Source organism: Pseudomonas sp. PA-1-3F (genome assembly GCF_021609665.1).
In the GTDB taxonomy this organism is placed as follows: Bacteria; Pseudomonadota; Gammaproteobacteria; order Pseudomonadales; family Pseudomonadaceae; genus Aquipseudomonas; species Aquipseudomonas paracarnis.
Genome location: NZ_WJZD01000007.1, coordinates 1 through 13,421, shown reverse-complemented (window position 1 = coordinate 13,421; position 13,421 = coordinate 1). Strand labels below are relative to the sequence as shown.

Annotated in this window: 11 protein-coding genes; 8 read left to right on the top strand and 3 right to left on the bottom strand. The window is 61.9% G+C overall.

What is annotated here, in order from left to right:
• Positions 1-1,029 (top strand): GGDEF domain-containing protein, encoded by a 1,029-nt coding sequence (locus GIV26_RS06390; RefSeq protein WP_236279692.1) that lies wholly within the window; start codon positions 1-3, stop codon positions 1,027-1,029.
• A gap of 10 nt (positions 1,030-1,039) precedes the next feature.
• On the opposite strand, the gene GIV26_RS06385 is transcribed toward GIV26_RS06390, so the two are convergent.
• Positions 1,040-1,339 (bottom strand): ArsR/SmtB family transcription factor, encoded by a 300-nt coding sequence (locus GIV26_RS06385; protein WP_003190545.1) that lies wholly within the window; start codon positions 1,337-1,339, stop codon positions 1,040-1,042.
• Between the two features lie 90 nt (positions 1,340-1,429).
• Here GIV26_RS06385 and GIV26_RS06380 point away from each other — a divergent pair, with 90 nt between their 5' ends.
• From GIV26_RS06380 to GIV26_RS06370, 3 genes are all read left to right on the top strand, one after another.
• A complete protein-coding gene (locus GIV26_RS06380) occupies positions 1,430-2,521 on the top strand; it encodes an NADH:flavin oxidoreductase/NADH oxidase (RefSeq protein WP_014718067.1) in 1,092 nt (363 codons plus the stop codon).
• Between the two features lie 205 nt (positions 2,522-2,726).
• Positions 2,727-4,862, top strand: a complete 2,136-nt coding sequence (locus tag GIV26_RS06375) for a TonB-dependent siderophore receptor (protein WP_236279691.1) — start codon at positions 2,727-2,729, stop codon at positions 4,860-4,862.
• Positions 4,863-5,222: 360 nt separating this feature from the next.
• On the top strand, positions 5,223-5,822 hold the full coding sequence (locus GIV26_RS06370) for a hypothetical protein (RefSeq protein ID WP_034126738.1): 600 nt from the start codon (positions 5,223-5,225) through the stop codon (positions 5,820-5,822).
• Between the two features lie 7 nt (positions 5,823-5,829).
• On the opposite strand, the gene GIV26_RS06365 is transcribed toward GIV26_RS06370, so the two are convergent.
• Both GIV26_RS06365 and GIV26_RS06360 read right to left on the bottom strand, forming a co-directional pair.
• On the bottom strand, positions 5,830-6,552 hold the full coding sequence (locus GIV26_RS06365) for a FadR/GntR family transcriptional regulator (RefSeq protein WP_034126739.1): 723 nt from the start codon (positions 6,550-6,552) through the stop codon (positions 5,830-5,832).
• 48 nt (positions 6,553-6,600) lie between these two features.
• Positions 6,601-8,337: an IlvD/Edd family dehydratase gene (locus tag GIV26_RS06360; RefSeq protein WP_019817288.1), complete on the bottom strand. Its 1,737-nt coding sequence runs from the start codon at positions 8,335-8,337 to the stop codon at positions 6,601-6,603.
• A 191-nt stretch (positions 8,338-8,528) separates the two neighbouring features.
• On the opposite strand from GIV26_RS06360, the gene GIV26_RS06355 reads away from it, so the two are divergent.
• Genes GIV26_RS06355 through GIV26_RS06340 form a run of 4 tightly spaced genes read left to right on the top strand, consistent with a single transcriptional unit; the run spans position 8,529 to position 13,331 of the window.
• Positions 8,529-9,851 carry an MFS transporter gene (locus GIV26_RS06355; protein WP_003190554.1) on the top strand — a complete coding sequence of 441 codons (1,323 nt, stop codon included), beginning with the start codon at positions 8,529-8,531 and terminating at the stop codon, positions 9,849-9,851.
• A gap of 16 nt (positions 9,852-9,867) precedes the next feature.
• Complete coding sequence (gene araD1 / locus GIV26_RS06350) at positions 9,868-10,860, top strand: AraD1 family protein (protein ID WP_089042661.1); 993 nt, start codon at positions 9,868-9,870, stop codon at positions 10,858-10,860.
• Positions 10,861-10,870: 10 nt separating this feature from the next.
• Positions 10,871-12,451 carry an aldehyde dehydrogenase (NADP(+)) gene (locus GIV26_RS06345; protein WP_236279690.1) on the top strand — a complete coding sequence of 527 codons (1,581 nt, stop codon included), beginning with the start codon at positions 10,871-10,873 and terminating at the stop codon, positions 12,449-12,451.
• Positions 12,452-12,467: 16 nt separating this feature from the next.
• Positions 12,468-13,331, top strand: coding sequence for an SMP-30/gluconolactonase/LRE family protein (locus GIV26_RS06340; RefSeq protein ID WP_200582920.1), 864 nt, complete (start codon positions 12,468-12,470; stop codon positions 13,329-13,331).
• Positions 13,332-13,421 lie beyond the last annotated feature (90 nt).

The following is a 13,421-nucleotide window of genomic DNA, read 5'->3' as shown; positions in this document are numbered from 1 at the left end:
ATGCCTGCTAACTTGAAGTTGCGGCCCAGAATGCGCAGTTTGTTGTCACCTGCGGTGACCCAAGCCGAATGGGTCGGGATTATTGCCTGGGTCGGCATGCTCCTGATTCCTGCGGCCCTGAAGTTGGATTTTTATATGTTGGCCGTCACGGTGGGCCTGCTGATTGTTTGCCGGGTACATGCCACCACCACGAACTTTCTGCTCTGGCGAGTGCTGGGAGTCACCTATATGGTGTTGTTGTCCGTCGGCTTCGCTTATCTGATTCATATGCACGCAGAGTTGCGTATCTATGGCTTGCCGTTGGCGGTGACCCTGGTGGTGGGCAGTGCGATCTTGTTTATCAGTGTCCAGGATTATCTGGCCGATGCGCTATTGATCTGGCTGATCCTGTGGCCACCCATGCAGGCGGATATATACGCTGGCACCGAGGTGTATTTGCTGCTGTTCTGCGCGGCGTCGGTGTCCATCGGGTTTATCTTGAGTTATTCCTACTTGAAGAACCTGCGTTCGGTATTGCTGGTGGAAAGCGAGTTTCGCGCTTTGGCCGAGACCGACTACCTGACGTCCATTCTCAACCGGCGCGCTTTTATGCAGAGCTTCGAGAAGTTGCTCGGTGGGGAGCAGGGCGGCTACTTCATCATGTTGGATATCGACAGTTTCAAAGAAAAAAACGACCTGTATGGCCACGACGTGGGGGACAAGATTCTGCGCGCCATGGCCCTGTGCCTGAAAAACGCCAAGGGCAGCCACAGCTTTGGACGGATCGGCGGGGAAGAGTTCGGCGTGTTATTGCAGGGCGACGATGTGGAGGTGGCCTGTGATTATGCCCTGGACTTGTTGCAGGCGATCCGCAGCAGCGTGCCTGCGCCCCACCATTACACCTGCAGCGCGGGGATGGCGCGTTTTTCGCCGGGCGACGAGTTGTCGGCCGTACTCAAGATGGCGGACAAGAACCTGTACGGCGCCAAGCGCAATGGCAAGGACTGTGTGCACCTGGACGGCGCATTGCTACAGGCGGTCTTGTCCTGACGCGTGCCGTCTAGTGCTGTGACAGAACGCTGGCCAGCAACCCAGGGAAGCGGCTTTCCAGCTCGTCACGGCGCAACGAGTTCATATGGGTGGTGCCCACATTGCGCGTGTGCACCAGGCCGGCATCGCGCAATACCCGGAAGTGATGGGACATGCTGGACTTGGGCCGCCCCCCGTCGAGTTCGCCACAGGTGGCCTCTGGCACGTTGGCCAGGTAGCGCACGATGTCCAGGCGCACGGGGTCGCTCAAGGCGTACAGCACACGCTCAAGCGTCAATTCTTGCGGGGTAGGGTGTTTGAAGGCTCGCATGGGGCGGATCATAACAGGGGGGTAGCGTTCAATACCATAGTTCGATTACCATCGAACTATCGAATCACTCATCCCTTCCTGGAGTTCTCAATGTCGGCCTTGTTCGAACCGTTCAAACTCAAAGATGTGACCTTGCGCAATCGCATTGCTATCCCACCGATGTGCCAATACATGGCCGAAGACGGCATGGTCAACGACTGGCACCACGTCCACCTGGCTGGCATGGCCCGTGGCGGTGCCGGCCTGCTGGTGGTCGAGGCCACCGCGGTCGCCCCTGAAGGACGCATCACCCCAGGCTGCGCCGGGATCTGGAGCGATGCCCATGCCCAGGCATTTGTGCCCATGGTCAAGGCCATCAAGGCCGCAGGTTCGGTGCCGGGCATTCAGATCGCCCACGCCGGTCGCAAAGCCAGTGCCAATCGCCCCTGGGAAGGTGATGACCACATCCCGGCTTCTGATGCGCGTAGCTGGGAAACCATCGCCCCCTCTGCCATCGCGTTTGGTGCCAACTTGCCCAACGTACCGCGTGCCATGACCCTGGAAGACATTGCCCGCGTGCAGCAGGACTTCGTCGACGCGGCCCGCCGCGCTCGCGATGCCGGCTTTGAATGGATCGAGCTGCACTTTGCCCACGGCTACCTGGGCCAGAGCTTTTTCTCTGAGCATTCCAACCAGCGTACCGATGCCTACGGTGGCAGCTTCGACAACCGCAGCCGCTTCCTCCTCGAAACCCTGGCTGCGGTGCGTGAAGTCTGGCCGGAAAACCTGCCGCTCACCGCCCGGTTCGGTGTGATCGAATACGACGGCCGTGATGAGCAGACCCTCACCGAGTCCATCGAACTGGCCCGCCGTTTCAAGGATGGTGGCCTGGACCTGCTGAGCGTCAGCGTCGGCTTTACCATTCCTGACACCAACATCCCATGGGGCCCGGCCTTCATGGGCCCGATTGCTGAGCGTGTACGCCGTGAAGCCGGTATTCCGGTGACCTCGGCCTGGGGCTTCGGCACGCCGCAACTGGCGCAAGGCGCGCTGCAGGCCGGGCACCTGGACCTGGTTTCGGTGGGGCGCGCACATTTGGCTGACCCGCACTGGGCCTACTTTGCCGCGAAGGAACTGGGCGTGGACAAGTCCTCCTGGACCTTGCCGGCGCCTTACGCGCATTGGCTGGAACGCTATCGCTGAGGTATGCCTGCGCGTTGCATGAGCCACTCGATTGAGTGGCTTTTTTTCGCCTGTGGTTTTTGCGTTACCCACTGGAGACACAGCAGGGACGTGAAAAATAACAAATGAGAACCGATATCAAACGAGAATGCCTTGATATATGATGCGCGGCGAATTCTTGGCAGGTTTGCCGTCCCATCTGGCTCATTCACTAGGTTTTACACCCATGCGTCGTACCCTGATTTCCATCTGTGTGCTCCAGGCGTTTTCCCCCTTCGCGTGGGCAGAGCAGGTGCCTGCCGAGAACACCAGTATCGAGCTGCAAGCGACCAATGTCACCGCCACCGCCGACCTTGAGTCGGCCCAAGGCCCCGTGCAGGGCTACCACGCCACACGCTCAGCCAGTGCGACGCGCACCGACACCGCCATTCATGAAACCCCGCAGTCCATCAGCGTAGTGTCCAAGGACGTGGTCGAAGACCTCGGTGCAACGCGCTTGCAGGATGCCCTTGATTACGCCGGCGGCGTGGGCCGTGCCAACAATTTCGGCGGCCAGGGCCTGACCACCTTTACCGTTCGCGGCTTCACCACCGGCGAGTTCTACCGCAACGGTTTCCCGATCAACCGGGGTTACCCGAACATGCCGGACGCCAACACCATCGAGCGTCTTGAAGTGCTGCGCGGCCCTGCGACCATGCTCTACGGCCGTGGCGACCCAGGCGGTACCTTCAACGTGGTGTCCAAGCAGCCGCTGGCTGAACGCACCGTCACCCTGGGCAGCCAGCTCAATGACCAGGGCATGAAGCGCGGCACCCTGGATGCCTCCGGCCCGCTGGACGAGGAAGGCCGCCTGGCCTATCGCCTGAACGTGGTGGGCGAGGGCGGCGACACCTTCCGCGATCACGTCGAGACGGAACGCTACGGCGTGACGCCGGTGATCACCTGGCAGGCCACCGATGACACCAAGGTGACCTTCGAAGGCGATTTCATGCGCAACAACCACCCGCTGGACCGTGGCCTGACGCGCTTCCCCAACCAGCGCGGCACGCCCTCGCGTGATACGTTCTGGGGCGACAAGGACGCTGGCAAGCTGCACAACGACAACAACATGGCGCAGTTGCGTTTCGAGCATGCACTGAGCGACAACTGGACCCTGGGCGGCGGTTTCCAGTGGTTGGACGGCAGTTTGAAAGGCAATGCCATCGAAGCCAACGGGCCGGGCAGCCTGGGCGCTGATGGCCGCACCCTGCAACGCAACTTCAACTACCGCAAGCTGGAATGGACCGACAAGGACTATCAGCTCAACCTGACCGGGCACTTCTCCACCGGCGGGTTTGATCACACCTTGCTTACCGGTATCGAGTACGAGGATTACGACTATAAGTCGATCATTCAACGTTCAAGCGACAAGGTGGGCACTTACCCGGTCGACATCTTCAACCCTGTGTACGGCCAAACGCGTCCGGCACTGACCCGCACGCCCACCCACGATAAAGAAAACCTCAAGACCTACGCCGCCTTTGTGCAGGATCAGGTCGCCTTGACCGAACGTTTGAAAGTACTGGCCGGTGCGCGCTTCGAACGCTTTGAGCATGATTACGAAACCTATGTGCCACGCGGTAAAAACTGGCAGGCCGCCGACAACGCCGTCACCCCACGCGTGGGTGTGATCTACGACCTCACCGACACCGTCGCGGTCTATGCCGATGCTGCGCGTTCGTTCAAGCCCAACACTGGCGCCAGCCGCGAAGGCGGTGGTTTTGCACCGGAGAAAGGCAAGTCCTACGAGATGGGTATCAAGTGGGAGGCGCTGGACCGGCAGTTGAGCGTGGATGCGGCGATCTATCAGATCGAGAAGAAGAACGTGCTGACCACCGATCCCGTGGACAATACCTTCAGTGTCGCGGCCGGCCAGGTGCGCAGTCGGGGCTTCGACCTCAATGTGGCAGGCAACCTCACGCCCGAATGGCGCGTGATCGGCGGCTACGCTTACGTAGATGCGGAAGTTACCCGTGATAACACGTTGCGCTCCGGCACGCGCTTGATGAACATCCCGCGCAACAGTTTCAGCCTGCTCAACGTCTACGAGTTCCAGGACGGCGCGCTCAAAGGCCTGGGCCTGGGCGCCGGCGGCAAGTACGTCGACCAACGCGCCGGCCAGACCGCCAATACGGCATTCTCCATGGACGCCTATACCGTGGTCGACCTGCTCGGTTACTACAAGGTCAATGAGCGTGTGCGCTTGAACCTGGATGTGAAGAACCTGTTCAACCGCGAATATGAAGAAGGCGCGTTCGGCAATATCTACGCCTACCCCGGCGCACCGCGTACCGTGCAGGTGGGCATCGCCTACACCCTGTGATGAACAGCTGCGGTACCACGCAGGGCCGGTGGCGAGAGAGATTGCTCCCGCAACGGCCCCTATCTACCTGACGCTACGCGTTCCAACTGTGGGAGCTGGCTTGCCTGCGATGACGGCCTGCCAGCCGACACTTCTATACCTGACACCCCACATTTGGAATGCGGCGCGTCAGGTGGATATGCGTCGGCTGGCAGGCCGTCGCGGGAGCAAGCTCCCTCGCCACAGGGGCCTGCATCAGCTTCCCTGTCAGGTTTGACAGTAGACACTGGCGGGCGATCGAGGGATGTTTGCTCGTAACGTGCCAGCGCAGCGGTCGGCGCTCATTGCTTTTCGAAGCCACGCTTAATAGGGATATTAAAAATGGAACGGGAACTGATCGAGAAAGCTGAAGACCTGATCAAAAAGACCAACGATGCCGAGCGTCTGTTCACCCGATACGCCACCAAGTGCTACACGTCAGCCTTGCAAAAATATGCCAAGGAGATCAGCGAAACCTCCTATACCTATCTGCTGGCCGAGCTGGCCGAAAGTTCGCTGAGTTCGGAAATTCTAGGCCGTCCAGGCGCCAATATCAGCCTGGTCAGGATCGAGATAGAGGAGGTCATGCTCGAAGCCGATGTGATCAAGAAATTGAAGCGGGCCGAAACCCATTACCTGGAAACCCTGGAATCGGTGCGCAAGTTCGAAGACCTTAAACGCTTCGAGAAAATGCAGGACACGTCCGATATCGTCCGCTCGATAAAACTCGGCGTGTCACGTTTCAATATCCTGTTTGTCATCTTGCTGATCGGTGGGTTGACCTGGGCGGCGATCAATCTGCCTAAAGAAGCCTTGGCGTTGATTTCCGCTGCGATCGGCGGCGCCATCACTCACTTGCTGTCCGAGCGCCAGGCCGTGCTGGCGCTGAAAAAAGAGGGCGATAACACCTGCCCCAGGGCCAACAATAACAGTCAGGAATGACGCGGGCTCACAACGGCGTCAACACGTTCATCACCGTATCCAGCGCCACCCGCGTGTCATCCAGTTGCACCAGCGACGCATGCCGCGCACCCAGGGCGTCGCGGTTCTGGATCGCCGTGAGGATCGCTTTGTGCCGAGGCAGACTCAGGCCCTGGATATCCGGGCGGCGGTTGGTGATGTTGATCGACTCGCGCAACGGCAGCGAGAGCATGTTGCACATATAGGCGAGCAGGTCGTTGCGGGTGGCGTCGGCAATCGCGCGGTGGAAGTCCAGGTCGGCCTGTAACAGGTCCTCGTGGGTCTTGGCGGTTTCCATGCCTTGGTAGGCTTGTTCGATGGTGGCGATGTCTTCGTCGGTGGCGGTGGTCGCGGCCATGGCGGCGATTTCCGGTTCGAGGATGCGGCGCACCCCGGCCAGGGTGTTGAAGAATTCGCTGTGGGGCGTGGACTGCATCAACCAGGACAGCACGTCCGGGTCGAGCAGGTGCCATTTCAAGCGTGGCCGTACCACCGCGCCCACCCGTGGCTTGGAATACACCAGGCCCTTGGCGCTGAGCACCCGCGTGGCTTCGCGCAATACCGAGCGGCTGACCTGGTATTCCTCGCACAGCGTGGCTTCCATGGGCAAGCGTTCTTCAGGCTTGAAGCGACCGGAAACGATGTGCATGCCCAAGTCCTGAACGATCTGGGCATGCTGGCTCTTGCGCGGCTTGGGCGGCTGGTGATCCATAACGACGGGGAGGCTCTGGCTTAGATTCGCCGCATCATAGCATCCCAATTAGTGGGAATGCCGTGGGACTTCTGCCCCGCGACAGCCCACCAGGAAGTCAAAGTCACAGCCTTGGTCGGCTTGTAGCACATGGTCGATGTACAGCTGGCGATAGCCGCCGACGATGAGGTTCTGCGCGGGCGGCAGGTCGGCCATGCGCGCTGCCAGCTCGGCGTCTGGAATGTCCAGGTGCAGGCGGCCATTGGCGCAATCGAGTTCGATCCAGTCACCTTCCTTCACTGTTGCCAACGGCCCGCCGGCGGCGGCTTCCGGTGCCACGTGCAACACCACGGTGCCGTAGGCGGTGCCGCTCATGCGCGCATCGGAAATGCGCACCATGTCCGTCACGCCCTGGGCCAGCAGCTTGGCGGGCAGGCCCATGTTGCCGACTTCGGCCATGCCGGGGTAACCCTTGGGGCCGCAGTTCTTCATGACCAGGATCGAGTTGGCATCCACGTCCAGCTCCGGGTCGTTGATGCGTGCCTTGTACATGTCGAAGTTCTCGAACACCACGGCGCGGCCACGGTGCTGCATCAGTTCGGGGCTCGCTGCCGAAGGCTTGAGCACCGCGCCCAGGGGCGCGAGGTTGCCACGCAGCACGCAGATGCCGCCGTCGGCGCGGATCGGGTTGTCCAGGGTGCGGATCACTTCGTCCTGGCCGTAGATCGGCGAATCCTGGGTGTTCTCGCCCAGGGACTTGCCGTTGACCGTCAAGGCGTTGGGGTGGGGGATCAGATTGGCCTCACCCAGGCGACGCAGCACCGCGGGCAGGCCGCCGGCGTAGTAGAACTCTTCCATCAGAAAGCGTCCGGAGGGCTGCAGGTCGACGATGGTCGGCATACCGCGGCCGATGCGGGTCCAGTCATCCAGGTCGAGTTCGACGCCGATGCGCCCGGCGATGGCTTTCAAGTGGATCACGGCGTTGGTCGAGCCGCCGATGGCCGCGTTCACGCGGATAGCGTTCTCAAACGCCTCCTTGGTGAGGATTTTCGACAGCTTCAAGTCCTCACGCACCATCTCCACGGCGCGCATGCCCGACATGTGCGCCAGTACATAGCGGCGCGCATCCACGGCCGGAATCGCCGCGTTGTGGGGCAGGGAAGTGCCCAGCGCCTCGGCCATGCAGGCCATGGTGGAGGCCGTGCCCATGGTGTTGCAGGTGCCCGCCGAGCGCGACATGCCGCCCTCGGCCGCGAGGAAATCATCCAGGGTGATGGTGCCGGCCTTGACCTGTTCGCTGAGCTGCCACACCACCGTCCCCGAGCCGATGTCCTGGCCCTTGTGCTTGCCGTTGAGCATCGGTCCGCCGGTGACGACTATGGCCGGCACATCACAACTGGCCGCGCCCATCAGCAGCGCCGGGGTGGTCTTGTCGCAGCCGGTCAGCAGCACCACACCATCAATCGGATTGCCGCGAATCGCTTCTTCCACATCCATGCTCGCCAGGTTGCGAGTGAGCATGGCGGTAGGGCGCAGGTTGGATTCGCCATTGGAAAACACCGGGAACTCCACCGGAAAGCCACCGGCCTCGATCACGCCACGCTTGACGTGCTCGGCGATCTGGCGGAAATGCGCGTTGCACGGGGTCAGCTCCGACCAGGTGTTACAGATGCCGATGATCGGCTTGCCATGGAACTGATGGTCGGCAATGCCTTGGTTCTTCATCCAACTGCGGTACATGAAGCCGTTTTTGTCGGCGGTACCAAACCACTGGGCAGAGCGTAGGCCGGGCTTTTTGTCAGGCATGATCGATTCTCTTATTGTATGACTATATGTTCTATGCGTGCTTAAACATAAGCGCAAAATCGCCGCTTTGGAAGTGTTGTTTTGCAAATAGTCATACTATATAGTCGATGTTAACTGAGGTATGGCCCTGGCGAATTTCGCCAGAGGCGTCCCCCGAGCTTCTATAAAAACAACAATCGGAGATCGACCCCATGAGCCAGGAACTGCGGCTTATTCGGCGCATCACGCTGAAACTGATTCCCTTCCTGATCCTGCTGTACCTGATCGCCTACGTGGACCGTTCCGCCGTGGGCTTCGCCAAGCTGCACATGGGCGCTGACGTGGGCATCGGTGACGCCGCCTATGGCCTCGGTGCCGGGTTGTTCTTCATTGGCTATTTCCTGTTTGAAATTCCCAGCAACCTGATGCTCGACCGCTTCGGCGCGCGGCGCTGGTTTGCGCGCATCATGATCACCTGGGGCGCCATCACCATCGGCATGGCCTTCGTGCAGGGGCCGCACAGCTTCTATGTGATGCGTTTTCTGCTGGGCGCGGCGGAGGCGGGCTTCTTTCCCGGCGTGCTGTACTACATCACCCAGTGGTTCCCGGTGCGCCATCGCGGCAAGATCCTCGGGCTGTTCATCCTCTCCCAACCTATTGCAATGATGATCACCGGCCCGGTGTCCGGCGGTTTGCTCGGCATGGACGGCATCCTTGGCCTGCATGGCTGGCAGTGGCTGTTCATCGTGATCGGCACCCCGGCGATCCTGCTGACCTGGCCGGTGCTGCGTTACCTGCCGGACGGCCCCCAGAAGGTCAACTGGATGAGCGAGGAAGAAAAAGCCTGGCTCACCGGCGAGCTGCACAAAGACCTGCAAGCCTACGGCCAGACGCGCCATGGCAACCCCTTGCATGCGCTCAAGGACAAGCGCGTGTTGCTGCTGGCGCTGTTCTACCTGCCGGTGACCCTGAGTATCTACGGCCTCGGCTTGTGGCTGCCGACCCTGATCAAGCAGTTTGGCGGCAGCGACCTCACAACCGGTTTCATCTCCGCCGTGCCCTATATCTTCGGCATCATCGGCCTGTTGATCATCCCGCGCAGTTCCGACCGCTTGAACGACCGTTACGGCCATCTCGCCGTGCTCTATGTACTGGGCGCCATCGGCCTGTTCTGCAGCGCCTGGCTCACGGTGCCAGTGCTGCAAATGGCCGCACTGTGCCTGGCGGCGTTTGCCATGTTTTCCTGCACCGCCGTGTTCTGGACCCTGCCGGGGCGCTTCTTTGCCGGCGCCAGTGCGGCAGCCGGTATTGCCTTGATCAACTCGGTGGGCAACCTCGGCGGTTACATCGGCCCGTTCGTGATCGGTGCGCTCAAGGAGTACACCGGCAATCTGGCCTCAGGCTTGTATTTCTTATCCGGTGTGATGGTGTTCGGGTTGCTGCTGACCCTCGTGGTCTACCGCTTGTTGGAACGCAAGCACGTGCTGCCCGTCGACCAATTCGCCGCCAGCGCCCGTGGCGCCACACGCACTTAAATCCAGGAGAACCTGCATGCGTTTAGTTCAGTTCGAGTTGAGCAACGGTGAGCGCCGCGTCGGCGTGGTAGAAGGCAACCAGGTACGCGAAGTGCGCGGCGCCCACAGCGTGCGTGAACTCGCGCTGGCTGCCATCGATGTCGGCGGCAAGTTGCAGCAACAGGTAGAAGCCCTCGGCCTGGGCGTCAGCCATGACTACGCCGCCTTGTTGGCGGAACACAAAATCCTGCCGCCGTTGGACCATCCGGACCCGGCCCATATGCTGATCAGCGGCACTGGTCTCACCCACCTGGGCAGTGCCTCGGCCCGCGACAAGATGCACCAGCAGGCCGGCGACGACAGCGCGATGACCGACACCATGCGCATCTTCAAATGGGGCGTGGAGGGCGGCAAACCAGGCGCCGGCCAGGCCGGTGTGCAACCGGAGTGGTTTTACAAAGGCGATGGCAGCATCGTCGTGCGCCCGGGCCAGGCGTTCCCGGTGCCGCCGTTTGCCGAAGATGCCGGCGAAGAACCGGAAATCGGTGGCCTCTATGTGATCGGGCATGACCGTAAACCCTATCGCCTGGGCTTTGCGGTGGGCAACGAGTTCTCCGACCATGTGATGGAGCGCAAGAACTACCTGTACCTGGCCCATTCCAAGCTGCGCAGTTGCAGCTATGGCCCGGAGTTGCGCGTGGGCGAACTGCCCGAGCATCTGGCGGGCACCAGCCGCATTCTGCGCAACGGCGAGGTGATCTGGCAGAACGAATTCCTCAGTGGCGAGGCCAATATGTGCCATAGCCTGGAAAACCTCGAATACCACCACTTCAAATACAGCCAGTTCCTCAAGCCGGGTGATGTGCACATTCACTTCTTCGGCACCGCCACCTTGTCATTCGCCGACGGTATACGTACCCAGCCGGGCGATGTGTTCGAGATCAGCCAGGCTGAATTCGGCGCGCCGTTGATCAACGGTATCGGCAGCAGCGATGCGGCATTTGAACCCGGCCAAGTCACCCCCCTTTAAGGAGATCAACATGACCCCGTTCCTCGGCCACAACTACATCGGCGGCCAGCGCAGCGCCAACGGCAGCATCAAGCTGCAAAGCATCGACGCTACCACCGGCGAAGCCTTGCCCCAGGATTTCTACCAGGCCACCGCCCAGGAAGTGGACGCCGCCGCCCAGGCCGCGGCCCAGGCGTACCCGGCCTATCGCGCCTTGAGCGCCGCACGACGTGCGCAGTTTCTGGATGCGGTGGCCGATGAGCTGGACGCCTTGGGCGATGACTTCGTCGAACTGGTCTGCCGCGAAACCGCATTGCCGGCCGCACGCATCAAAGGCGAACGCGGGCGCACCAGCGGCCAGATGCGTTTGTTCGCCACCGTGCTGCGCCGCGGTGACTTTTACGGCGCGCGTATCGACAAGGCCCTGCCAGAGCGCCAGCCGCTGCCGCGCCCGGATCTGCGCCAATACCGCATCGGCCTCGGCCCGGTGGCGGTCTTTGGTGCCAGTAACTTCCCCCTGGCATTCTCCACCGCCGGCGGTGACACGGCGGCTGCATTGGCCGCTGGTTGCCCGGTGGTGTTCAAGGCCCACAGCGGCCACATGGCGACCGCCGAGCGCGTGGCCGATGCGATCATTCGCGCCGCTGAGGCCACCGAGATGCCGGCCGGCGTGTTCAATATGATCTTTGGCGGCGGCGTCGGTGAGGCGCTGGTCAAGCACCCGGCGATCCAGGCGGTGGGCTTTACCGGCTCACTCAAAGGCGGCCGCGCCCTGTGCGACATGGCCGCGGCGCGCCCGCAACCGATCCCGGTGTTTGCCGAAATGTCGAGCATCAACCCGGTGATCGTGCTGCCCCAGGCGCTGCACGCCCGCGCCGAGAGCATCGCCCGCGATCTGACCGCCTCGGTGGTGCAAGGCTGCGGCCAGTTCTGCACCAACCCAGGCCTGGTGATCGGTATCGCCTCGCCTGCGTTCACCGCGTTCACTCAGCAGGTCGCGCAATTGATCGGCGAGCAACCGGCGCAAACCATGCTGAATGCCGGCACCCTGGGCAGCTACGGCAAGGGCCTGGAAAAACTCCGGTCTCACCCGGGCATCCAGCATCTGGCGGGCAGCGCGCAATCGGGCAATCAGGCGCAACCGCAACTGTTCAAGGCGGATGTACGTCTGTTGATTGACGGCGATGAAGTGCTCCAGGAAGAAGTCTTCGGCCCCACCACGGTGTTCGTCGAAGTGGCCGATCAGGCCCAACTCAGCGCCGCCCTGCAGGGGCTGCACGGGCAATTGACCGCCACGCTAATCGGCGAACCGACCGACCTGCAACAGTTCGCCGAACTCACGCCGCTGCTGGAACAGAAAGTCGGGCGCATCCTGCTCAACGGTTACCCCACCGGCGTGGAGGTGTGCGATTCCATGGTTCACGGCGGGCCGTACCCGGCGACTTCCGACGCCCGTGGCACCTCGGTCGGCACGCTGGCCATCGACCGTTTCCTGCGCCCGGTGTGCTTCCAGAACTACCCTGATAGCCTGCTGCCCGACGCGTTGAAAAACGCTAACCCCTTGCGTATTCAGCGCCTGGTAAATGGCACGCCATCGCGCGAATCGCTGTAACTGATCAGGAGGCTTCATGTCGTTGAGCGCAGTCACCCCGCACCGTGCCCGGTTGGGCGAAGGGCCGTTCTGGGATGTACCGACCCAGGCCCTGTATTGGGTGGATATCGCCGCCCGCCAGGCGCTGCGTCTGATGGGGGGGCAGTTGCAGGTGTGGCAATTGCCTGAGCACGTCTCGGCGTTCATCCCCTGTCAAAGCGGTGATGCGCTGGTGACCTTGAGCAGCGGTGTGTATCGCCTGGACCTGGCCACCGAAGCCTTGACCCTGCTGTGCGTAGCCGACCCGCAAACGGGCAACCGCGGCAATGAAGCACGCTGCGATGCCCAGGGCCGGCTGTGGTTGGGCACCATGCAGAACAACATAGGCGAGCAGGGCGAAGACCTGCCGATTACCCGGCGCTCCGGTGGCTTGTTTCGCATCGATGCCGATGCGCGGGTCACGCCGTTGTTGGCGGGCCTGGGCATTCCCAACACCTTGCTTTGGAACGAGGCGGGCAGCCAGGTGCATTTCGGCGACAGCATGGACGGTACGCTCTATCAGCATTCGATCCAGGCTGACGGCCAACTCGGCGCCGCCCAGGCCTGGTTCGGGCCGCACACACGCGGCGGCCCGGATGGCTCGGCCATGGACGCCGACGGCTACATCTGGAACGCGCGCTGGGACGGCAGTTGCCTGCTGCGGCTAACGCCTTCAGGTGAGGTGGATCGCATCATCGAACTACCGGTCAGCCGTCCCACCAGTTGCGTGTTCGGTGGGCCCGCGCTCACCACGCTGTACATCACCAGCGCCGCGAGCCCCTTGGGGCATCCCCTTGATGGTGCGGTATTGGCCATTGAGGTCGACGTGCCAGGCAAGCCCTGTCACCGCTTCGCCGGATAAACCAAACGCGCTGTTGTGGCGAGGGAGCTTGCTCCCGTTCGACAGCGCAGCTGGAGCCGGCTTTTTTTGGGGGGCGCTGCGCACCCCAGC